The organism is Parasphingorhabdus pacifica, from assembly GCF_054779195.1.
Map to the genome: position 1 here is coordinate 116,257 of NZ_BAAGYS010000006.1, position 21,112 is coordinate 137,368.

A 21,112-nucleotide genomic window follows, 5' to 3' on the forward strand; every position below is an offset into this window, starting at 1 on the left:
CGGGGGCCTGACTTGTGACGCCCCGTTAAGTATAGTCTCGCCCGTCGAGGTGACCTGCCTCTGCTTCGGGGGAAGTACCAGGTTGTAATCGAGGAGCGTGATGGCAAGCCCGACTGTCAGAGTCAGGGCCTTGGTTGGCCCAGGGGGGTTTGTCGGAGCTCCCACGGACCGTCCGTTCGCGGTCGGTGCCCGTGAGCTCGGCCGCCCAACACAGGGCCGAGGTATGCGTCCGGACACCGCTCTGCGAACGTTGATCCGTACTGTCCCCACACGGAGAGGTCATTAGCTGTGGTGGGGAAGAAAAAGTCCGCCGCTGCGCAGGAAACAGGGATGCTCAACAAGAAACGCAGCACTGGGGGCAATGCTGCCTCGCGCCAATTCGTGGGTAATACGGCTCCCCAGCGCACCCGCAAGTGGTGGCTGCGGAACTGGCGCCTGCGCTACAAGATGGCCGCGGTACTCATCGTGCCCACGCTCGCCGCGCTCGGCGTCGGCGGTGTCCGGATCTACGACGGGATGACCACCTCCGCCCAGCTCAACGAGGTCGTCGAAGAAGTCGAGATCGCCCAGCGCGCCGCGGCTGTCACCCACGAGCTCCAGCGCGAGCGGGACACGGCGGTCGTCCAGCTGGTTGACACCGGAACGCCGCCGGACGCCTACAACAGCCAGGCCCAGCAGGTCGACGAGGCCGCAGCCGAACTGCGCGCCTACGGAGACCGGGTCAGCGACCTGGATCCGTTCGTCGCCGATGCTTACCAGGACGCCGCCCACCGCCTCGACAGCCTCACCGCGCTGCGAGAGGTCGTCAACACCGGGTTCACCGAATCGCAGGCGATGACCGCCTACGGCGACATTGTCGAAACCCTGCTCGAACTCAACGAGCGCATCGCCATCTCGGCCGCCGGTACGAGCGTTGCCGAGAACGCGCACGTCGCCGAGACCGTCGGGAACTCCAAGGAGCAGCTCGCGCAGATGCGCTCGATCCTGCTCGCCGGGACGACGCGGGACACCTTCGAAGCCGGTGAGGCCGATGCCGTGCGAACGGCCGACGCTCGCCTGGAGGCCGCGCGCGAGGAGTTCAACAAGGTCGCCACCCAGCAGCAGCAATCCCGCTACAGCGCCCTCGTGGCAGGTGCGGCGGTCGACGCGACCGAGCAGATGAAGCAGATCGCGCTCATCGCCGACAGTGACGGACGTGACCTGAACATCGACTCGCAGCGGTGGGGCAGTCAGTCGGCTGCCTACGGCGACCTCCTGCGTTCCAGCGAGCAGGAGTTCTACACCGAGTTTCACGACGGCGTCGAAGAACTCGCCGAGTCCACCCAGTGGGCGGCGCTGCGCGACGCCGCCGCCGTGATCGCGGTGCTGTTGCTCGCGTTCGGCATCGCCATCTACATCGCGCGGTCGATGCTGCGGCCGCTGCGCACCCTGCGTTACGGCGCGCTGGAAATCGCGCAGGCCGGCCTGCCGGACGCGATCAAGAAGGTCAACGACAACCCGACCAACGCCGACATGGTGTCGGTCCCGCCGGTTCCGGTGCACAGCCGAGAGGAGATCGGCCAGGTCGCGCGGTCGTTCGACGCGGTGCACCAGCAGGCGCTCCGGCTGGCCTCCGAACAGGCGTTGCTGCGCAACAACGTCAACGACCTGTTCGTGAACCTCGCCCGGCGAAGCCAGACGCTGGTGCAGCGTCAGCTTTCCCTGATCGACCGCCTGGAGCAGGACGAGCAGGACCCCGACCAGCTCAGCAGCCTCTTCGAGCTCGACCACCTCGCCACCCGGATGCGGCGGAACAACGAGAACCTGCTCATTCTCGGTGGTACCGATCTGACCAGGCGCATGATGCGACCGGTCCCGCTGGCCGAAGTCGTCGGCGCCGCCGTGTCCGAGGTCGAGCAGTACGCCCGGATCTCCACGTCGGACACACCGGAACTGGCCATCCAGGGCCGCGTGGTCAACGACTTCGTCCACCTGGTCGCCGAGCTGTTGGAGAACGCCACGGTGTTCTCCAACCCGGACACCGAGGTCAACGTCCGGATGGCGTACCGCAGGCAGGAACTCGTCCTGGAGATCCGGGACCGGGGTGTCGGTATCGACTCGGGCGAGATCGGCGAGATCAACGAGCGGCTCACCAAGCCCCCGGAGATCGACGTCGCCGTGTCGCGGCGGATGGGCCTGTACGTGGTCAGTCAGCTGGCCGCCAGGCACAACATCCGAGTCGTGCTGCAGAACAACAGCGACCTGGAGGGCGGTGCCACCGCGACGGTGCACCTCTCCGGCGAGTACGTGTCGCAGATCACTCCGGACGGCCCCATTCCGATGCCGGACATGCACCGGGTGGCCCCGGAGGATCCGCGCGATCGCGACCCGCTCACCGACACGGGCAACCAGCTCGGTCTGGCGGCGGCCTTCGGCGGGCGTGGCGGCGGGATCACCGACCGCGGGCCGGACAGCGCCGAACAGGCCCCGCTGCCGCCGCTGGATACCGATTCGACGTCGCCCGGGGGTTCGGACCAGGACCGGTGGGAGCACACCAGCGCTCGGGAGCTCGAGGAGTTCGACACCGACGGCCCCGTCCAGGTGGGCCCCGTCGAGACCGAGGAGCCGGTAACCAACTACTCCGTCCAGGTCTCGTCCGGTGACTCCTACGGCGTCAGCGACATTCCCCGCTGGGAAGACGAGCCCGCCGCTCCGGAACCCGAGCCCGAGCGGACGACCGGCGGGGAGTCGCAGTACTGGCCCTCGGAGGTGGGCGAACCCGCCGACGAAACGGAGTACGAGGGGCAGTGCGCCCCGCCGCCCGGACTGGACGGGCCCGCGGACCTCTTCAACAGCCCCTTCGAAGCGGAGAAGACCACGACCATCGAGGCCGTGTCCGACTTCGGTTGGAAGGACGAACCGCCGGAGCCCGAGCCGGAGTCCCCCGCCGAGCAGACGCTGGTGACCGAAGCGGTCCCACCGGTGGTCGACGACGCTCCGCCCGAGGTCGCCCCGTACGGAAGTACCGCGGACGAAGACGTGTCCGAAACGGCTTCGTCGGATGCGGCCGCTCCGCGTGGGGCAGCCGCCGAGATGGACGATGCGCCGACGCAGCGCCTGCCCATCTATGAAGCGGTGCTTTCACAGTGGTTCCGCGAATCCAGCGACCCGGTCGACAACGCGGTGGACACCGCGGCAGGACCCGCGAGCACCCGCGCGCCGAGCAGGAACGATTTCTCGGCGGGTGCCTCGTCCAACGGGAACGGGGCGGCGAAGGCCCCGCTCGGTGCTTTCGGCAACAGCTCGGAGGACGTGCTCTCCGGGGGCGACCCGTTGGGGAACGACCCGGCCGGCAACGACCCGGCCGGTGCCGACCCTGCCGGTAGTGACCCTGCCGGTAGTGACCCTGCCCGTGTCGACCCGGCGAATGGAACTCCGTCCGTTGGTGTGCCGTCCGACAGTTCGGTGGCCGACAAGGCGCCGACCGGTGGCACGCCGTTCGGCGGTGCCTCGTGGGACGGGGCCGGAAGCTCGTTCGACAGCGCCCCGTTCGGTGACCGGGCGGACAGCGGTGAATCCGTTGACGAGCCGTCCGGTGGGCTGCTCCGCGACACCGGCCTGCCGCGCCGTGCACGTCGCGGACAGGCAGAAGAACCTTTCGCGGAAAGCGGAACCGGCGAACCGGCGAGTGAGTCGGCGCTGTCCGATCCGGGATGGGGGTCGGCCGACGTGGGGTGGCAAGCTGCCGAAGCGTTGGTCGAACAGACAAAGCAGGCACAGGAGACCACCTCTGCCGGATTGCCGAAACGCGTGCCGAAGTCGAACCTTGTACCCGGCTCCGCCGCGTCGCAGGCGGCACCGCAGGCTGCTTCCAAGTCTGCGGCGCCCCGTTCGGCGAACGCCGTACGCGGCCGGATGTCCAACTTCCAACAGGGCATCCGTCGCGGTCGGCACGCCAAGGCAGAGCCAGTCTCGACCGAACCGCCCCGCTCGATTCCGAGCCGTCATGAGGAGCAGGAGTGACCGGGTCCGTCCAGCAACCCATGAGCCAGAACAGCTTCAGTTGGCTGATCACCGATTTCGTGCGCCGGGTTCCCGGCGTCGCGCACTCCGTGGTCGTCTCTGCGGACGGCCTGCTCCTCGCAGGCTCGCAGGGGCTGCCGCGCGACCGCGCAGAGCAGCTTTCCGCGGTCGCGTCCGGGCTGGTGAGCCTCACCCAGGGCGCGGCGCGCTGCTTCGAGGCGGGCGATGTCACGCAGACGGTCGTCGAGATGGAGCAGGGCTACCTGTTCCTGATGTCGATCAGCGACGGTTCGTGCCTCGCGGTCTTGGCCGCCCCCAACGCGGACATCGGCTTGGTCGCCTACGAGATGACCTTGTTGGTGGAGCGCGTGGGTCGGCAGCTGACCCCGGAACTGCGCGCGCAGCTGCAGGGCATGAGCCGGCGATGATTTCACCGCATGCGGGTGACGGGGGATTGCCATGAACACCGGTTCCGACCCGAACTGGGACGGTGATCTGTTCCGCCTCTACAACAAGCGGCTCAGCTCCGATTCCTGGCAGGACGATTTCGTCGACGACGCGATGGATGGCGACCGTTCCGGCCAGTCCGGTGGCGGCGACAGCGATTACGGTCGCGCGCTCTTCGGCGGCCCGGGAGCGGACTTGTTCGGGTCCGGTCCGTCGGAGTCGGAGCAACCGCGTGGCGGCCGATCCGATGGTGGCCCTTCTTCTGGGTCCATGCCGGCGATTTCACAGCCGATGGGGCCGATCTCGCAGTCCATGCCATCCATCTCCGACTCGATGCCGGAAATGCCGGGCATGACCAACAGGGAACGCGACGAGATGGACGAACCGGGTTCGCTCGTCCGACCCTATGCCCGGACGAAGGGCCGCACCCGTACCGATTATGATCTTGCTATCGAGACGTTGGTTTCCACCAGCGACAGTGGGCGGACTCAGGCGAGTCCGGCCACGCCGGAGCAACGGTCCATCTGTGGACTGTGCACGGAGGCGCGCTCGGTTGCAGAGGTCGCGGCTCACCTCCGCCTTCCTCTTGGCGTGGTGCGGGTGCTGATCGGCGACATGGCCGGTCTCGGCCTGGTTCTGATTCACGACAGTGGCATGGTCGTCGGTGATCGGCCGTCCATGGAGTTCTTGGAAAGGGTGCTCAGTGGGCTTCGAAGGCTCTGACCCCCGATCAATGATCAAGCAAGGCGCCGACAAGACTTCGACCAAGATCGTCGTTGCCGGTGGTTTCGGGGTAGGGAAAACAACTTTCGTGGGTTCGGTTTCCGAGATCGTTCCGCTCACCACGGAAGCAGTAATGACCGAGGCCAGCGTCGGTGTCGACGACCTGACGGCAACGCCGGGCAAGTCGACGACGACGGTGGCCATGGACTTCGGCCGGGTGTCACTGGATGAGGACCTGATCCTGTATCTGTTCGGCACGCCCGGACAGCACCGGTTCTGGTTCATGTGGGACGACCTGGTCCGCGGTGCGATCGGCGCGATCGTGCTGGTGGACACGCGACGGTTGGCCGACGCGTTCGCCTCGATCGACTTCTTCGACGACCGGCAGCTGCCGTACGTCGTCGCGGTGAACACGTTCGACGGCGTGATGCACCACAGCATGGAGGACGTGCGGGAAGCGCTCACCATCGACGAGTCGGTCCCGATGATCTCGTGCGACGCCCGGAACAAGGAGTCGACCAAGCACGGGCTGATCACGCTGGTCCAGCACGCGATGCGCCAGCGCATGGCTTCGAGCAAGAGCTGATTCCCGGCGGTGGTGAACCGTCGTCGGTCGGCACCGGTCGTGGCGGCAGGACTCGCGAACGCGGATCGTCTCCGCCGGCTCGCCCTCGATTCCGCATGACCGGACGTCTCCTCAGTCCTCGACCACGGCCACCGAGGTGATTCGGTGCAGGGGAAAGCTTCCGACCTCGTTCCGGTCCTGGTCGAGACCCTGCAGCACACCTCCACCGACGCTGACCGGGCGCACCACGCGCTGGCTGCGAACCCCGTGCGAGTCGACGAATCCGAGCCAGACGCTCTGTTCCTGCTGTGCGGCCGTGCGCAGCAGGTTCAGAGTGGCCTCGGCACTCGGCCGCCCGCGCTCGGGTACCACGGCGTTGCCGCGCCTCGCGGTTCCCGCCCGATCGCCCGCCCGGACGTGCCCGATCAACTCCCGCAACTGTTCGTCGTCGGGGGTGGTCGCCGCCGGCGGTGGCGTGGGCCGGTTCTTGCCCCGCACGCGGGGACCGGCCGATCGCAGGTCGAGGACCTGGCCGTCCGGCCCCTCGGCGACCGGGTTGAAGCCCGCTCCGCGCAAGACGTCGACCACGTCGGCGAGCGGGAGGGAACTGACCAGCACAGTCGGGGCGATTCGGCGCAGGTCGAGTTCGTTGGTGGCCGCGTTCGCCGATACTTCCGCGAGCAGCGTCGGATCATCGCAGCGCAGGAACGCGCTCGCGGTACCGGCGCGCAGCTTGCCGTGCTTTCGGGAGACGTCGTCGATCAGGTAGGTCAGCCCCTGCGGTACCGGGGTGCGTGAGCGGTTGCGAAACAGCGCGTGCAGGTCGTCGGCGGTGTGGCCGGAGTCGAGCGCACGCCGGACGCTGCTCTCCGAAACCCGGTAGACGGTCGCGCTGCCCGCCGATTCGACGTCGGCGACGAGCTTCATTTCGCTCGCCAGGTCCGGTTCGAGCCTGCCCGGTGCGACCACCGTGAGGTCCGCCTGCACCAGCACGTGGTCGAGCGGTTCGGGAAGCGCTTCGGTCAGCAGTTTCGCGGCCGCGGCCTGCCCGTCGGCCAGCAGGGCTCGTCCGCTGGTGGTGAGCGCGCCCAGCGCGGTGATCCCGAGGGCGTCGGCCTCGTTCAGCGTCCAGCGCACCAGTTCGTCCCGCAACCGGCCGCCCTTGCGCGGGGTTCGCCAGGCGAGCACGGAGGCCGCGTCCTCCGGGCGCTGCACACCGTGCCCGGACGGGAGCTCGTCGAGGAGTCCGAGCACGCGTAGCCGATCACGGTGGGCGTGCGGATGCCGGATCTCCTCGGAGAGCGGACCGATCAGCCGATCCTTCTCACCGCGGGAACCGATCAGACCGGGGACGCGGGGCAGGTCGAGCCAGGCTCGGACCAGCAGTGCCCAGCGTTGTTCCGGGCCGCTCGCCAGCCAGGTGTCGGACTGGACGGTGGGGACCCACCTCGGTTCGTTCTCCTCGCTGTCGGCGACGAGGTTGGCGGCCACGGCGAGTTCGACGATCAGCGCCAGGCGGCGTTCGTCGGTTTCGAGGACCTTCGCGGTGCGGCGCAGGTCGCGCACCCCCACTCCGCCCGATCGCAGCACGTCGGGCGGGTCGTCGCTCCACGTCCGCAGCAGCAGTTCGGTGTGCCGCAGGAACTCCAGCACCTCTCCGGCCGCTGTGGTGTCGACGGCGTTCTGGCCCGGATCGGTCAGGTCGAGGAACGGTTCCTCCGGCTCGACCGTTCCCATCGGCCGGTCACCGCGCGCGGCCAGGGCGAGCTGCCGTGGGAGCTCAACGGTCTCGTCGTCCCGGCGCAGCAGGAGGTCCTTGGCCAGCAGCCGCTGGATCGGCGTTCTGGATTCTTCCGGTGGCAGTTGCTTCCCGGCGTCCTTCGTCCGGCCGACGGGCGATCCCGCCGCGAGCTTGTCGACGAGCGCGCGCTCGTCTTCGTCGAGTTCGTCGAGGGCGGCCCTCGCCCGCGCATCGGTGAGATCGGGGGAGGGGCGCCCGAGACCGCCGGGAAAACCGGGGAACGCCTCGCGGGTGGCCGGGGTGATCGTCAGCTCGTCGTCCTCGCCCCATATCAGGGCACGAGCGCGTAGCACGGCGAGCGATCTGCGCACGCGGGCAGGAGTGATGCCCTCGCCCAGGAACTCGCCGACCGCTTCCAGCGTCACGGGCTTCTGGTCGGCGTCGAGCACCACCAGGGCTTCGAGGGTGGAGAGCGTGAACGAGTCGAGTTCCTCGCAGGCCCGCGCGACCGAGGAACGGCCCCCCATCCGGGTGGCCAGCACCGACGTGTCGGCCGGCAGCGGGGTGGCGAGATCGGGGCGTGCGCGCAGCAGCTCGACGAGCTCCTCGTCGGTGCGTGCGCGCAACCAGTCGGCGAGTGATGGCATCCCTACCACGATACCGAGTCGATGGGGCGTACCGGCGATTTCGTTGTGAGACGGCCCGGCCGGGGTTCGTTCCCGGGGATCGATCGGGCAAACTGGTGGCGCCGAGAACCTGGATGCTCAGGAGGAATGACGTGGCCGGAAAGACCAAGAAGAACCAGATCGACCCAACGTGGCCGAACGTTCCGGACGGCGATCACCCGGTGAGTGAACTCCTGTCGGATGCGCAGGGTGCGCTCTCGCCGTTCGGGCAGACGACCTTCCCGCTGGACAGCGTTCCCTACAAGCATCCGGTCACCGAAATCAACAAGTGATCGGGAGTTCCTGGGGGCTGCCCCGGACTCGCCGACGGGGAGAGCGTCGACCCCCTTCGTTGTCAAGACGAACCGAGTGGTAACCGGTCGGAGATGGCTCACATGTGCGAAAAGTCTAGGATTTTTCGTGCTGGGTGAAGATCGGTAGCTTTAGGCGTCCGTCCGGGCTTCCGTTCGTGCAGATCGTCTGCTCCGGCGACCCGTCCGGGTCGTCGGAGCGCAGCACCCGGCGCGGTCCGAGAAGACAGCGAGGGGTGTGCCATGCCGGTTCCAGGCCCGGGATATTCGATCACTGTGCGCGTCGAGGCTCCGCCGTCGGCGAGCGCCGCAGGCGACCTCACCGGCGCGATCGGCAGGGCAGGCGGTGTCATCACCGCCTTCGACGTGGTCGAGTCCCATTCCGATCGCATCGTCGTCGACATCACGTGCAACGCGCTGTCGGCCAACCATGCGAACGACATCACCTCGCTGCTCGAGGGGCTGGACGGGGTCGGGGTCCGCAAGGTGTCGGACCGGACGTTCCTCGTGCACCTCGGTGGCAAGATCGAGGTCAACTCGCGGGTCGCGCTGGCCAACCGGGACGATCTCTCCCGCGCCTACACGCCCGGCGTCGCACGGGTCTGCACCGCGATCGCCGAGAACCCGGAGGACGCGCGCCGGTTGACCGTCAAGCGCAACTCGGTCGCCGTGGTCACCGACGGGTCGGCCGTGCTGGGGCTCGGCAACATCGGTCCGGAGGCGTCGCTGCCCGTGATGGAGGGCAAGGCGGCGCTGTTCAAGAAGTTCGCGGGGGTCAACGCGTGGCCGGTGTGCCTGGACACCCAGGACACCGAGGAGATCATCCGCACCGTCGAGCTGATCGCGCCCGTCTACGGTGGCATCAACCTGGAGGACATCGCCGCTCCGCGCTGCTTCGAGATCGAGGCCAGGCTGCGGGACCGGCTGAACATCCCGGTGTTCCACGACGATCAGCACGGCACCGCAATCGTGGTGCTCGGCGCGTTGCGCAACGCGCTGCGCGTGGTCGACAAGAACATCGAGGACTGCCGCGTCGTCGTGTGTGGTGTCGGTGCGGCCGGCTCCGCGATCATCCGGTTGTTGCAGCGCAAACAGCCGAAGGACGTTGTCGCCGTGGACATCGACGGCATCGTGCACGCCGACCGGGGCGACACCGACCCCAACCTGCAATCGATCGCGGCCAACACGAACGTCGAAGGGCGCACCGGTGAGCTGTCCGATGCGATGGTCGACGTGGACGTGTTCATCGGTGTCTCGGCCCCCAACCTGCTCGGCGCCGAAGACGTGGCCGCGATGAACTCCGACGCGATCGTGTTCGCCCTGGCCAACCCCGACCCGGAGATCGACCCGCTGGAGGCGCAGAAGTACGCCAAGGTGGTCGCCACCGGGCGCAGCGACTACCCGAACCAGATCAACAACGTCCTCGCGTTCCCCGGCTTCTTCCGGGGATTGCTCGATGCCCACGCCCACGACATCACCGACGACATGATGCTCGCCGCTTCGAACGCGATCGCCGACGTCGTCGACGGCGAGGAGCGGGTCAACGCCTCGTTCATCGTGCCGAGCGTGTTCGACAGCACGGTGTCCCCGGCCGTGGCCGAAGCGGTGCGCCGGGCGGCCCCGGCCGCACCGTCCAAGCCCGCACCGACCGGCGGCTCGGGCATGTCCTGGACGATGGTGGAGGACGCCGACCTCTGACCGATCCGCCGCTCACCGCGAGGCGGTGAGCTTCGACGGAGGCTTCGATGCCGCGCCAACTCGCACACGACGTGCGTGGGTCGGCGCGGCATTGTTCTAGGCTCGGTGCATGGCCCACGATGAGCTCACACATGTCGACGATGCCGGGGCGGCCCGGATGGTGGACGTGTCCGAAAAGCAGGCGAGTGCCCGCACGGCTGTGGCCACCGGTGTGCTGCGCACGACGGCGGAGGTCATCGCGCTGCTGCGGCAGGACGAGCTGCCCAAGGGCGACGCGCTGGCGACCGCCCGGCTCGCCGGGATCATGGCCGCAAAGCGAACCCCCGACCTGGTTCCGTTGTGCCATCCGATCGCCATCTCCGGCGTCGCTGTGGACCTCGAAGTCGGCGAGGCGGAGGTGGGCATCACGGCCACTGTCCGCACCACCGACCGCACCGGGGTCGAGATGGAAGCTCTCACGTCGGTGACCGGCGCGGGTCTTGCCCTGCACGACATGGTCAAGGCCGTGGATCCGGCCGCCGTGCTCGATGCGGTGCGCGTCGAGCGCAAGGAAGGCGGCAAGACCGGACTGTGGGTCAGGCAGGAATGACCGTCGAGGAGGGACGTATGAGTCCACGCACGGCTCGCGTGGTGGCTGCTTCGAACCGGGCGGCCACCGGCGTCTACGCGGATCGGACCGGACCGGCCATCGTGGCGTGGTTGCGGGACCGCGGGTACGACACGCCGGAACCGGCAGTAGTGCCCGACGGTGAACCGGTCGGTGATGAGCTGCGGCGGGCGGTGGCCGAGCGGGTCGGCGTGGTGATCACGACCGGTGGCACGGGAATCAGCCCGACCGACCGAACGCCCGAGGTGACCGCCGAGGTGCTCGACTATCCGATTCCCGGCTTGGCCGATGCCGTGCGGTGTGCCGGGTTGCCGCAGGTGCCGACCGCCGTGCTCTCGCGCGGGTTGGCCGGGGTCGGCGGGCACACCCTGATCGTGAATCTGCCGGGCTCGCGAGGCGGGGTCGAGGACGGTCTCGGGGTGCTCGACGGGGTGCTCGACCATGCCGTCGAGCAGCTGCACGGGGGTGACCATGCACCGTCCACATCGGAGGCCCCTGCCACACCGGCGCAGCGTTCCCCCGCCTCGGAGCGCTCTGCGGAGGTGTCGCGGGCGGATGTCACCAGTGGACGGATCGATGTGGACGCTTTGGCGCGGTTGGTCGAGAACCAGGCGGCCGGTGCCGTGGTGACGTTCGGCGGAGTGGTGCGGGATCACGACGGCGGACGCGGGGTTCGCGAGCTCGAGTACGTGGGTCATCCCAGTGCCGACGAGGTGATCTCGGAGGTCGCCGCCGATATCGCGAACCGGTTCGAGGGAGTGCGGGCGTTGGCCGCCTCGCACCGGGTGGGCCTGCTGGCCATCGGGGATGTGGCCCTCGGTTGCGCGGTTGCCGCCGAGCACCGCAAGCAGGCGTTCGAAGCTTGCTCGGAGTTGGTGGACGAGGTCAAGCGGCGGCTGCCGATCTGGAAGCGGCAGGTTTTCGCCGACGGTGCCGAAGAGTGGGTCAACTGCCCCTGACGTCCGCTGTCCTGTTTTCGGTGCCGCCGTGGGTGGTGCCGCGACCCGAATGGTGCTGTGCCTGGACGGTGGCGCCGCGCGGATGGACGGCAGGTCGTTTCCGTGGGTGGTGCTGAGCGGCGCTGAGTGCCGCTGAGAAAGCGAATGGGACCCCATCGCTGGGGGAGGCGATGGGGTCCCACGCACGCCCGAGCCGACGGTCGCGGCGCGTATCGACACGCCGGCTCGGTGTCGGCTCGAATCAGCCGACCGGTTCGATCACTGGATGTCGAGCTTCTGACCCGGGAAGATCAGGTTCGGGTCGTTGAGGATGTCGGTGTTGCGCTCGAACACGTTCTGGTAGTCGACCCCGAACTTGTCGGCGATCTTTCCGAGCGTGTCCCCGGCCTGCACCGTGTAGTCGGCGCCGTTGGACGGGACCGAGCTCTCCTGCTTGACCGTGGTCTTCGAGGACGAGGAGGTCTCCTCGCTCGTTTCCTCGGTCGTCACCTCGGTGGAGCCGCTGGTGGAGCCGCTGGTCCAGTTGGTCTTGGCCGTGCAGGCGGGCCAGGCGTTGGGGCCCTGCGCGGCGAGGACCTTCTCGGCGACCGCGATCTGCTCCTCGCGGCTGGCGTCCTTGGCGTTGGACGCGTACTGCGTACCACCGAAGGCGGCCCAGGTGGACGGGGTGAACTGGAGGCCGCCGGAGAAACCGTTGCCCGTGTTGGCGCTCCAGTTTCCACTGCTCTCGCACTGCGCGAGCGTGTCCCAGTCGGCGGCGTTGGCGGGAGCGGTGACCGCCATCGGGGCGGCGATCACGGCGCCGGCTACGGCGAATCGAGCCGCATTCCGGGTCACGTTGGACTGTTTGCGGTGCTTGCCTGTGTAGCGAGCCATGTCCTTCTCTCCTGCCGCGCTTGCGGAGTGGACCGGGCTCGGGCTGGGCCCGTCCGGCTCGTCGTGCTGACGCCTGGCGGGGTTTCGGGGTCCCGCCGGTGGCGCTCCGCCCCTGTCCGGTTTTGTTTCGTTCGGGGATTGGAAGCCCGCCGGACAGGGTTCGGCGCTGCGGACTTCCCACTCCTTGCTGATCGGTTCGGGGCCGACCGGAAAGCGACACTACGTAACCGAGTTCTTGATCGGAAATCAGAACGACTGTGACGCTGGTCACAGTAACGCCACGGAAGGGGCTGCCGATCGGGATCATTTTTGCTGATCAGAGTCTTGTTACCAAGTCGTTTCCGGGCCGATATCGATCACCGTCAGTGAGGCGTGGCTCACGGAGTTTTCGCCTTTGAAACCCGGCAACCAGGCACGTGCCACCCAGATCCGGCGCCTCTCGCCCGCGTTTCGGCGCTCGTCGACTGATCACTTTACGAGTTTGATCTGACGCGGATAGTAATCGCCGCCGTAGGCGATTGGAGCTTGTAGGCGCATCCGGTACTCACCGTCCGCAGCCGGCCCGTGACGGTGTGGATCGACGCCGAAACTTCACCCGGCCGAGTGTGTCCGACACGCTGGCTCATGCGGTATTGCGCGCACGCGCGCACTCGCGTGCAGATGAGTAAGGAATAACCCGGGCGCGGGGAAACGGGCTGTGGTCGCCACCGGAACCGCGCAGAGCGCGACTCAGCGCGGTTGAAGGGCATGTCGCGCGCCGCGTCCGCCGGTGCTTCCGACGGGCTGATCGAATGCGGGAATAACCGGCGTCACTGCTCGACGACGCTCGGTGAGCGACCGGGTTCAGCCGCCCGCGAACGGCGGAAGAACGTCGAGTTCCGCTCCCTCGTGGACCTCGGCGGTCCGGTCGCGCACCACGACGCCGTCGAGCAGGAAACTGCACGAGGCCACGACTTGCTCCAGGCGTTCGCCGTGCTCGGCCAGCACCGCATCGACGATGTCGGCGGCCGTCACCGGTCCTTGTGCGCGTGCGACGCGAACCGTTTCCTCCGGCACGCCTGCGGCCGCCCGGGCACCGGCGAAATACCGGACCCGCACCGCGATCCCGGTTTCGGTCTGGTCGGATGCGGAGGTCAACGGTTCACCCGCCGATCGAACTCATCGGCCGGGACGGCTGGGCGAACCCATTGGAATCCATGCCGTGGCCCGCTGCCTTCGCCCACATCGTCTCCCGCCACAGCCGCGCCAGCTCGTCATCGCTCGCGCCGTCGCGCATGGGACCGCGCAGGTCGGTCTCCGTGGTCGAGAACAAGCAGGAGCGCAGCTGGCCGTCGGCGGTCAGCCGCGTCCGGTCGCACGCCTCGCAGAACGGTCGCGTGACCGAACCGATGACCCCGACGGTTCCGGGGCCGCCGTCCACCAGCCAGCGCTCCGCCGGAGCCGAACCGCGTTCGGCCACGTGCGGGGTGAGGTCGAATTCCCGGCCGAGGCGTTCGAGGATCTCATCGGCCGTGATCATCTGTTCGCGATCCCAGTTGTGCTGCGGGTCCAACGGCATCTGCTCGATGAAACGCAGTTGGTAGCCCTGATCCAGGCAGAACCGGAGCAGATCGCAGGCTTCGTCCTCGTTCACCCCGCGCAGCAGCACCGCGTTGACCTTCACCGGTTCGAGCCCGGTGGACTTCGCAGCGCGGAGGCCCGCCAGCACGTCGTCGAAGCGGTCCCGTCGCGTGAGTTCGTGGAAGGTGTCCGACCGCAGGGTGTCGAGTGAGACGTTGACCCGGTCCAGCCCGGCGGCCACGAGCTGGTCGGCGAACTGGCCGAGGTTGATTCCGTTGGTGGTCAGCGACGTCTTCGGGCCGTCCGGCAACGCGGAGGTCGCAGTGATGATGTCGACCAGGTCCTGGCGCAGCAGCGGCTCACCACCCGTGAACCGGACGTTGGTGATGCCGAGCTCTTCGACGGCGAGCCGCAGCAGCCGGTTCATCTCGTCGGTGTCGAGCATCTCCGTGCGTTTGAGCCACGGCAGTCCCTCGGCAGGCATGCAATAAGTGCAGCGGAGGTTGCACTTGTCGATCAACGAGACCCGGAGATCGGTAGCGACCCGACCGAACCGGTCCACGAGTGCGGGCGTGTCAGGACGTGCCGACATGTCCACCGCGCTCTTCACGGTGGGAATCCCCAGCTCTACCTCGCTCACTCCTCGACCCTAACCCGTGTCACCGCCACATATCGATCGTGCCGAGAGGTTTGATTCGGACAATCTTGCTCCGAGCGGTTGAGGCGAACGGGCGAAATCGAGCGTGCGGCCGCGCGAAAACGGACCGTTTCCCTGTCTTTCTCCGCAGGTGCGGATATACAGTCCTTATCGTGCCGCATTATCGGATTTCCGAAGCCGCCGGGCTCCTCGGAGTCAGCGATGACACGGTTCGTCGCTGGGTCGACAGCGGTCAGCTGGCCGCCGAGCACGACGGCTCCGGCCGGCTGGTCATCGACGGTGTTCTGCTGGCCGGATTCACCCGTGAGCAGGCGAGATCGGTTCCGGACCCCTCCGGCGTCGGCCGTTCCGCCCGCAACCGGATGGTCGGCCTGGTCACGGAGGTGATCTCCGACCACGTGATGTCCCAGGTCGAGATGCAGTGCGGGCCGCACCGGGTGGTGTCGCTGCTGAGCACCGAGGCCGTGCGCGAGCTGGGCCTCGAACCGGGCGTGCTGGGAGTGGCGGTGGTCAAGTCCACCAACGTCGTCGTCGAAACGCCGAGGTCGCGATGAGAGTCCGATTCGTGGCGGTCGCGGTGGCTCTGATCGCCGGTTCGTCGAGCTGTGCGGGTGCTGCCGAGCAGCCGACGATCACGGTGCTCGCCGGGGCTTCGCTGACCGAACCCTTCGAAGAACTGGGGGAGCGGTTCAGCGCCGAACATCGCGGTGTCCGGGTGCGATTCGACTTCCAGGGCTCGTCGATCCTGGCCGAGCAGCTGCGCCAGGGGCGTCCCGCGGACGTCTTCGCCTCGGCCGATCAGGACAACATGCGCAAGGCCGTCGACAGCGGGGTCGCCGAGGGCGCTCCCGCGGTGTTCGCGACGAATCGCCTCACCATCGCCGTGCAACCGGGCAATCCGCACGGGATCGACTCGTTGGCCGACCTCAACGCACCCGGCCGCGTGGTGGTCAGCTGTGCCGAACCCGTCCCGTGCGGGGACGCCACCGCACGGGCGACCGAGGCTGCCGGTGTCGAACTGCGGCCGGTGAGCGAGGAGAACGACGTCAAAGCGGTGCTGCGCAAGGTGGTGGCGGGCGAGGCCGATGCCGGACTGGTCTACGTCACCGACGCGCGCGCGGCCAAGGGCCAGGTCACTGCGGTCGACTTCCCCACCTCGCGGGAGGCCCTGAACTCCTACCCGATCACCAAGATCGACAGCACCGAACACCCCCGACTGGCCGACGAGTTCACAGACTACGTGCGTGGCCCGGTCGGGCGGGAGGTACTCGGCCGGGCCGGGTTCGAGGCGCCGTGAAGACCCCCGAGTCGCGGGAATCCCCCGCGGGAGGCGTCCCGGCGCTGCTGTGGCTGCCCGCCGTGCTGGGGCTGGCGCTGGTGGCGCTTCCGGTTGCCGGGCTGCTGCTGCGGGTCGACCCCGGCCGACTGGTCCCGCTGCTGACCGGCCGAGCGGCACTGGAGGCGCTCCGGTTGTCGGTGTACACCGCGCTGATCTCCACCGGCCTGTCGGTGCTGCTGGGCGTGCCGCTCGCCCTCGTGCTGGCCAGATCCCGATTGCGCGGCGTGCGGGTGCTGCGCGCGTTCGTGCTGCTGCCGCTGGTGTTGCCGCCGGTCGTCGGGGGACTCGCACTGCTCTACCTGCTGGGGCGGACCGGACCGCTGGGGCAGGTGCTCGACGTGGTCGGTCTCCGGCTGCCTTACACCACCGGAGCGGTGATCCTGGCCCAGACCTTCGTGGCCATGCCGTTCCTCGTCGTCGGTCTGGAGGGCGCCTTGCGCACCGCCGGAGCCCGCTACGAGCGGGTCGCCGCGACGCTGGGTGCCGGGCCGTGGCTGGCGTTCCGGCGAGTCACGATCCCGCTGCTGCTGCCCGCGCTGAGCTCCGGGCTGGTGTTGACCTTCGCGCGGGCTCTCGGCGAGTTCGGCGCGACGATCACCTTCGCCGGGAGCCTGCAGGGCACCACTCGCACCCTCCCGCTCGCCGTCTACACCACGGCACAGACCGATGTGGACGCCGCGGTGGCGATGTCACTGCTGCTGGTGGTCGTGGCCCTGCTGGTGATCGTGCTCGCCAGGCCGAAGGCGGGCTTGGGATGAGCGCGAGCGGGCTGCGAGCCGACTTCCACGCGCGGCGGGGAACCTTCCGCCTGCGCGGCGACCTCGACGTACCGCGCGGCGAGGTGCTCGCGGTGCTGGGTCCCAACGGGTCCGGCAAGTCCACCCTGCTGTCCGTCCTCTCCGGACTTTCCGAGTCCGCGAGCGGGCGGGTCGCGGTAGGCGACGACGTGTGGCTCGACACCGAACGCCGCATCCGGGTACCGACCCACCGGCGGGGGGTCGGGCTGCTCGCCCAGAACACCCTGCTGTTCCCGCACCTGTCCGCGCTGGAGAACGTCGCCTTCGGGCCCCGTTCCGCCGGGGCCGGGCGTTCCCGGGCGCGTGAGCTCGCCCTGCGGTGGCTGCGCGAGGTGGACGCGGCCGACCTCGCCGAGCGCAAGCCCGGCGAGCTCTCCGGTGGCCAGGCGCAACGGATCGCGCTCGCGCGGGCGCTGGCCCCCTCGCCGGAACTGCTGCTGCTCGACGAACCGCTGGCCGCGCTCGACGTCGACGCCGCCCCCGCGATGCGCGGCCTGCTCCACCGCGTGCTCGAACGGCAGGAAGAACCGGCCGTGCTGGTCACCCACGACGTGCTCGACGCGGTGGTGCTGGCCGACCGAGTCGCGGTGCTCGCCGAGGGCGACATCGTGGAGCAGGGGTCCGCCCGCGAGGTGCTGACCCGCCCGCGCACGCCCTTCGCCGCCCGGATCGCCGGACTCAACCTGCTCACCGGACCGACCACCGACGGTGGGATCGCGGTCGGGGACATCACCGTGCTCGGACGGCCCGCCGAACCCGTGGAGTCCGGTGAACCGGCGGCCGCCGTGTTCTCCCCCGGTGCGGTGGCCGTGCATCGCGAACCGGTTCACGGCAGCCCCCGCAACGTCGTCCCGGTGCGGGTGACCGGTCTCGAACCACGGGGCGATGTGGTGCGGCTGCGGGCCCGCACGAGCACCGCCGGTTCGCCGTTCGACCTCGCGGCCGATGTCACCTTCGCGGCGGTCGTCGAGCTGCGGCTGGCCACGGGTGACGACGTGTGGTTCACCATCAAGGCGACTGAGGTGGCCATCCACCCCGTATCGGGAGGATCATCCGGGATGTGACTGAAGCATCCCCCTGGACTTACCTGATGGACATGGACGGCGTGCTCGTGCACGAGGAGCACATGGTGCCGGGCGCGGATGCGTTCCTCGCCGAGCTCGGCGACCGGGGCATTCCGTTCATGGTGTTCACCAACAACTCGATCTACACCCCGCGTGACCTGCGGGCCAGGTTGTCGCGTACCGGCCTGGACATACCGGAGTCGGCGATCTGGACGTCGGCGCTGGCGACCGCGCAGTTCCTGGAGAAGCAGCGGCCCGGCGGTTCGGCATTCGTCGTCGGAGAGTCGGGGCTCACCACCGCCCTGCACGCCATCGGATACGTGCTCACCGATCGGGACCCGGACTACGTGATCCTCGGCGAGACCCGCACCTACAGCTTCGAGGCGATCACCAAGGCGATCCGGCTCGTGGAGGGCGGTGCCCGGTTCATCGCCACCAACCCCGACGAGAAGGGGCCGAGCCGAGAAGGCACGCTGCCCGCGACCGGCGCGGTGGCGGCGCTGATCGAGCGGGTGACGGGACGAGCGCCGTACTACGTCGGCAAGCCGAACCCGCTGATGATGCGCTCGGCCCTCCGCACGCTGGGCGCCCACTCGGCGAACACGCTGATGATCGGCGACCGGATGGACACCGACGTCCGGTCCGGGCTGGAGGCCGGGCTGCAGACGATCCTGGTGCTCTCGGGCATCTCGAACGAGAGCACGGCGGAGCTGTTCCCCTACCGGCCGACGAAGGTCATCGGTTCGGTCGCCGACCTGGTCGGCCGCGTCGAAGACCCGTTCGGCGCCTGAGCACGGCGCGCGACCGACAGGTCCGGCGTGGTGCGGGCGAGTTCGCCCTCACCACGCCGTGCCGCTGGGGACGACCTCCCCCGGCCTGGGGAGCGTCCCCGCTCGGGTCACCCAGCGCGGCCGAAACGAGTCTCCTGTGGACTGCTCCGGCACGGCGCCGGACACGTCGGGCTCGGTGGACGACGCGATGGCACTGGCGACCTGGTTGAGATCGTCGGCGAGCCGCTCGGCCGAGTCCCGCACGAGCTCGGCCTGTCTACTGAGCGAGCCGGTCCAGTTCCGCTGGGCCGCCGCTAGCCGATCGAGCAGATCGGAGTGGAGCCGCAACCGTTCCACTTGCGGCCAGCCGGCACTGTCGTCAGAGCGGAGCAGGGCCCGTTCGATGGCCGCCGCGACTTTCTCCAACTCCAGATCGGTGATCATGCGCGCCCCCGTGGTCGGACAATCGACGCCAGGTCAGAGTGGTTGTCGGCGGCAACCGTAACGTGATCCGCGCGGTAGCTCATCTTTTCACGTTGTGGGGCCGGATTCGCCTCACGCGCGGCCGGCGAACGCGTGCGCTGCGTCGGTCTCGACCACCTGCTTTCCCATCGGCAGCAGGGATACCGGCACGAGTTTGAAGTTGGCGATGCCCAGCGGGATTCCGATGATCGTGATGCACATGGCGATGCCGGTGGCGATGTGCCCGAGCGCCAGCCACCAGCCGGCGAGCACGATCCAGACGATGTTGCCGACCCCGGACCACGCGCCGGCGGACGGATCGTCCACGACTCTCCTGCCGAACGGCCACAGTGCGAAGTTCGCCATCCGCAGGGATGCGATCCCCAACGGGATGCCGACGATCGTCACGCAGAGCACGATCCCGGCGACGGCGTAACCGAACGCCAGCACGAGACCGCCGAAGACGAGCCAGATGAGGTTCAACAGCAGGCGCATGAGTTCAGCGTGCCAGTTTCAGCCGCAGCCGTCCTCCATGCTCCCCCGGAGTTGGCTTCAGGGCTTCTGATGGGATCAGACTGGCGGTGGTGGTTCGGAGGCGGAACCTGGGGCCCACCCGTCGCCCAACCACCGCCCCCCATGGGGTCGCTTCGCTCCGCAGCGCCTTCAAGCGGCGCCAAGCGCTTCCACCACCCACGCAGCCGGACCACCCGCGGGTTCTCCGGAGTCTGCTCGCGAGGACAGCTTCGACGCCGCGTATGGGCATACTCCAGTCGGAGCTCCCGGAGCGAGCAGACTGCGGAGGTTCCGCCACCGAGCACGCAGGTAGCCGAACCACGCGCACGGTTCTAGGTGCGGAGGTCGCCTTCGAGCACGGTCACGGCGCGCCCCCGCAGGCCGACGCGGGTGCCGCGCAGCACCATGCCGATCACACCGCCTCGGGCTGACGCCTGCTCGCCGGTGAATTCGCTGCCTTCGGCCGTCCGGTCGAGCTTCGTCGACCACCAGGACACCAAGGTGCAGTGGGACGACCCGGTGACCGGGTCCTCGTCGATCCCGGCCCGCGGCGCGAAGTAGCGGCTGACGAAGTCGATGCCGTCCCGGTCACCGCGTGCCGTGACGATCACGCCTTGCGCAGGGACTTCGGCCAGCTTCCCGATGTCGGGCACCAGTTCCCGAACCTCCGCGGCGGACCCGAGAAGCACCAGCACGTTCTCCGCGCCCCGCGCGACTTCCTCGATGGTCGTGCCCGGTAGTCCGGCGGCGAGGTCATCGGGTGGCTCGACGGGCTCGGTCCGGTCGATGGGGAAGTCCATCTCGATGGAGCCGTCTTCGCGGGCGAGGCAGGTCAGCACTCCGCTCCGGGTGTCGAACCGCTGGTCGCCACCGAGGGCGTGCGCGGTGGCCAGCGTCGCGTGCCCGCACAGGTTTACTTCGGTGGTGGGGGTGAACCACCGCAGCGGTTTCGGCTGGTCAGCGGGACCGTTGACGACGAACGCGGTCTCGGAGTGGTTCAGTTCGTTGGCCACCGACTGCATCCAGGCGGGTTCGGCGGGAGCGTCGAGCACGACCACTCCGGCGGGATTGCCGTGGAACGCCGCGTCGGTGAAGGAGTCGATCACGTAGGTGCGCACGGTGCCACTGTAGTGACCCACCTCCCATCCGGGACGGTTTCGCGGTGGGGCGTGGCCGGCTGCCCGCTGTCGGATGAGCGGTGCGCTTCGCCGGTTTCGGGGATCCCGTGGTCCGGCGGTTCGCCGAGTTGTGCCGCGCCGACCCGGAAATTGCCGGAATTCGCGCCTTTCTGGCGGGTTTTCGACAATTCCGACGGTTCGTCCTTTTCGTGTTATCGCCATTCTCGGAGCAGTGCG

The 21,112-nt window shown here is 68.7% G+C and carries 20 protein-coding genes; 13 read left to right on the forward strand and 7 right to left on the reverse strand.

What is annotated here, in order from left to right; all coding sequences use genetic code 11:
* Positions 1 to 330 precede the first annotated feature (330 nt).
* From ACYVAN_RS06610 to ACYVAN_RS06625, 4 genes are read left to right on the forward strand one after another with little or no spacing between them, the layout of a single operon-like run.
* Positions 331 to 4,002, forward strand: a complete 3,672-nt coding sequence (locus ACYVAN_RS06610; protein ID WP_460956744.1) for a sensor histidine kinase — start codon at positions 331 to 333, stop codon at positions 4,000 to 4,002.
* A complete protein-coding gene (locus tag ACYVAN_RS06615; RefSeq protein ID WP_460956746.1) occupies positions 3,999 to 4,430 on the forward strand; it encodes a roadblock/LC7 domain-containing protein in 432 nt (143 codons plus the stop codon). Before ACYVAN_RS06610 ends, ACYVAN_RS06615 begins: the two co-directional genes overlap by 4 nt.
* Positions 4,431 to 4,461: 31 nt before the next feature.
* Positions 4,462 to 5,172, forward strand: a complete 711-nt coding sequence (locus ACYVAN_RS06620; RefSeq protein ID WP_460956748.1) for a DUF742 domain-containing protein — start codon at positions 4,462 to 4,464, stop codon at positions 5,170 to 5,172.
* Between the two features lie 10 nt (positions 5,173 to 5,182).
* Entirely contained in the window at positions 5,183 to 5,758 is a 576-nt protein-coding gene (locus ACYVAN_RS06625) for a GTP-binding protein (protein WP_460956750.1), read from the forward strand.
* 111 nt (positions 5,759 to 5,869) lie between these two features.
* Here the strand turns inward: ACYVAN_RS06625 and ACYVAN_RS06630 are convergent, their stop codons facing one another.
* Positions 5,870 to 8,125: a helicase-associated domain-containing protein gene (locus ACYVAN_RS06630; protein WP_460956752.1), complete on the reverse strand. Its 2,256-nt coding sequence runs from the start codon at positions 8,123 to 8,125 to the stop codon at positions 5,870 to 5,872.
* A 131-nt stretch (positions 8,126 to 8,256) separates the two neighbouring features.
* Between ACYVAN_RS06630 and ACYVAN_RS06635 the strand changes: the two genes are divergently transcribed.
* The 4 genes from ACYVAN_RS06635 to ACYVAN_RS06650 all read left to right on the forward strand — a co-directional run bounded on the left by ACYVAN_RS06635 (position 8,257) and on the right by ACYVAN_RS06650 (position 11,718).
* Positions 8,257 to 8,436 carry a hypothetical protein gene (locus ACYVAN_RS06635; protein WP_460956754.1) on the forward strand — a complete coding sequence of 60 codons (180 nt, stop codon included), beginning with the start codon at positions 8,257 to 8,259 and terminating at the stop codon, positions 8,434 to 8,436.
* Between the two features lie 261 nt (positions 8,437 to 8,697).
* Positions 8,698 to 10,152, forward strand: a complete 1,455-nt coding sequence (locus ACYVAN_RS06640) for a malic enzyme-like NAD(P)-binding protein (protein WP_460956756.1) — start codon at positions 8,698 to 8,700, stop codon at positions 10,150 to 10,152.
* A 109-nt stretch (positions 10,153 to 10,261) separates the two neighbouring features.
* Positions 10,262 to 10,741, forward strand: a complete 480-nt coding sequence (gene moaC, locus ACYVAN_RS06645; protein ID WP_460956758.1) for a cyclic pyranopterin monophosphate synthase MoaC — start codon at positions 10,262 to 10,264, stop codon at positions 10,739 to 10,741.
* A gap of 17 nt (positions 10,742 to 10,758) precedes the next feature.
* Positions 10,759 to 11,718 (forward strand): molybdenum cofactor biosynthesis protein MoaE, encoded by a 960-nt coding sequence (locus tag ACYVAN_RS06650; protein WP_460956760.1) that lies wholly within the window; start codon positions 10,759 to 10,761, stop codon positions 11,716 to 11,718.
* Between the two features lie 258 nt (positions 11,719 to 11,976).
* On the opposite strand, the gene ACYVAN_RS06655 is transcribed toward ACYVAN_RS06650, so the two are convergent.
* The 3 genes from ACYVAN_RS06655 to moaA all read right to left on the reverse strand — a co-directional run bounded on the left by ACYVAN_RS06655 (position 11,977) and on the right by moaA (position 14,794).
* Complete coding sequence (locus tag ACYVAN_RS06655) at positions 11,977 to 12,594, reverse strand: transglycosylase family protein (protein ID WP_460956762.1); 618 nt, start codon at positions 12,592 to 12,594, stop codon at positions 11,977 to 11,979.
* Between the two features lie 843 nt (positions 12,595 to 13,437).
* Positions 13,438 to 13,731 (reverse strand): MoaD/ThiS family protein, encoded by a 294-nt coding sequence (locus ACYVAN_RS06660; protein WP_460956764.1) that lies wholly within the window; start codon positions 13,729 to 13,731, stop codon positions 13,438 to 13,440.
* Between the two features lie 4 nt (positions 13,732 to 13,735).
* Entirely contained in the window at positions 13,736 to 14,794 is a 1,059-nt protein-coding gene (gene moaA / locus ACYVAN_RS06665; protein ID WP_460956766.1) for a GTP 3',8-cyclase MoaA, read from the reverse strand.
* 170 nt (positions 14,795 to 14,964) lie between these two features.
* Between moaA and ACYVAN_RS06670 the strand changes: the two genes are divergently transcribed.
* Genes ACYVAN_RS06670 through ACYVAN_RS06690 form a run of 5 tightly spaced genes read left to right on the forward strand, consistent with a single transcriptional unit; the run spans position 14,965 to position 18,803 of the window.
* Positions 14,965 to 15,366, forward strand: coding sequence for a TOBE domain-containing protein (locus tag ACYVAN_RS06670; protein WP_460956769.1), 402 nt, complete (start codon positions 14,965 to 14,967; stop codon positions 15,364 to 15,366).
* Between the two features lie 11 nt (positions 15,367 to 15,377).
* Positions 15,378 to 16,109 carry a molybdate ABC transporter substrate-binding protein gene (modA, locus tag ACYVAN_RS06675; protein ID WP_460956771.1) on the forward strand — a complete coding sequence of 244 codons (732 nt, stop codon included), beginning with the start codon at positions 15,378 to 15,380 and terminating at the stop codon, positions 16,107 to 16,109.
* Complete coding sequence (locus ACYVAN_RS06680) at positions 16,106 to 16,909, forward strand: ABC transporter permease (protein ID WP_460956773.1); 804 nt, start codon at positions 16,106 to 16,108, stop codon at positions 16,907 to 16,909. The genes modA and ACYVAN_RS06680 overlap by 4 nt, the downstream gene beginning before the upstream one ends.
* Entirely contained in the window at positions 16,906 to 18,012 is a 1,107-nt protein-coding gene (locus ACYVAN_RS06685) for a sulfate/molybdate ABC transporter ATP-binding protein (RefSeq protein ID WP_460956775.1), read from the forward strand. The genes ACYVAN_RS06680 and ACYVAN_RS06685 overlap by 4 nt, the downstream gene beginning before the upstream one ends.
* Positions 18,009 to 18,803 carry an HAD-IIA family hydrolase gene (locus ACYVAN_RS06690; protein ID WP_460956777.1) on the forward strand — a complete coding sequence of 265 codons (795 nt, stop codon included), beginning with the start codon at positions 18,009 to 18,011 and terminating at the stop codon, positions 18,801 to 18,803. The genes ACYVAN_RS06685 and ACYVAN_RS06690 overlap by 4 nt, the downstream gene beginning before the upstream one ends.
* 48 nt (positions 18,804 to 18,851) lie before the next feature.
* On the opposite strand, the gene ACYVAN_RS06695 is transcribed toward ACYVAN_RS06690, so the two are convergent.
* The 3 genes from ACYVAN_RS06695 to ACYVAN_RS06705 form a co-directional block, all read right to left on the reverse strand.
* Positions 18,852 to 19,226 carry a hypothetical protein gene (locus ACYVAN_RS06695; protein ID WP_460956779.1) on the reverse strand — a complete coding sequence of 125 codons (375 nt, stop codon included), beginning with the start codon at positions 19,224 to 19,226 and terminating at the stop codon, positions 18,852 to 18,854.
* Between the two features lie 111 nt (positions 19,227 to 19,337).
* Positions 19,338 to 19,739 (reverse strand): YccF domain-containing protein, encoded by a 402-nt coding sequence (locus ACYVAN_RS06700; protein WP_460956780.1) that lies wholly within the window; start codon positions 19,737 to 19,739, stop codon positions 19,338 to 19,340.
* A 350-nt stretch (positions 19,740 to 20,089) separates the two neighbouring features.
* On the reverse strand, positions 20,090 to 20,875 hold the full coding sequence (locus tag ACYVAN_RS06705) for a PhzF family phenazine biosynthesis protein (protein ID WP_460956782.1): 786 nt from the start codon (positions 20,873 to 20,875) through the stop codon (positions 20,090 to 20,092).
* Positions 20,876 to 21,112: the final 237 nt, after the last annotated feature.

Bases quoted from the DNA above. Each gene is read 5' to 3' on its own strand.
- ACYVAN_RS06685 (WP_460956775.1), top strand. From the start codon at position 16,906: ATGAGCGCGAGCGGGCTGCGAGCCGACTTCCACGCGCGGCGGGGAACC.
- ACYVAN_RS06650 (WP_460956760.1), top strand. From the start codon at position 10,759: ATGAGTCCACGCACGGCTCGCGTGGTGGCTGCTTCGAACCGGGCGGCC.
- ACYVAN_RS06610 (WP_460956744.1), top strand. From the start codon at position 331: ATGCTCAACAAGAAACGCAGCACTGGGGGCAATGCTGCCTCGCGCCAA.
- ACYVAN_RS06700 (WP_460956780.1), bottom strand. From the start codon at position 19,739: ATGCGCCTGCTGTTGAACCTCATCTGGCTCGTCTTCGGCGGTCTCGTG.
- moaC (WP_460956758.1), top strand. From the start codon at position 10,262: ATGGCCCACGATGAGCTCACACATGTCGACGATGCCGGGGCGGCCCGG.
- ACYVAN_RS06695 (WP_460956779.1), bottom strand. From the start codon at position 19,226: ATGATCACCGATCTGGAGTTGGAGAAAGTCGCGGCGGCCATCGAACGG.
- ACYVAN_RS06625 (WP_460956750.1), top strand. From the start codon at position 5,183: ATGATCAAGCAAGGCGCCGACAAGACTTCGACCAAGATCGTCGTTGCC.
- ACYVAN_RS06630 (WP_460956752.1), bottom strand. From the start codon at position 8,125: ATGCCATCACTCGCCGACTGGTTGCGCGCACGCACCGACGAGGAGCTC.
- ACYVAN_RS06640 (WP_460956756.1), top strand. From the start codon at position 8,698: ATGCCGGTTCCAGGCCCGGGATATTCGATCACTGTGCGCGTCGAGGCT.
- ACYVAN_RS06655 (WP_460956762.1), bottom strand. From the start codon at position 12,594: ATGGCTCGCTACACAGGCAAGCACCGCAAACAGTCCAACGTGACCCGG.
- ACYVAN_RS06620 (WP_460956748.1), top strand. From the start codon at position 4,462: ATGAACACCGGTTCCGACCCGAACTGGGACGGTGATCTGTTCCGCCTC.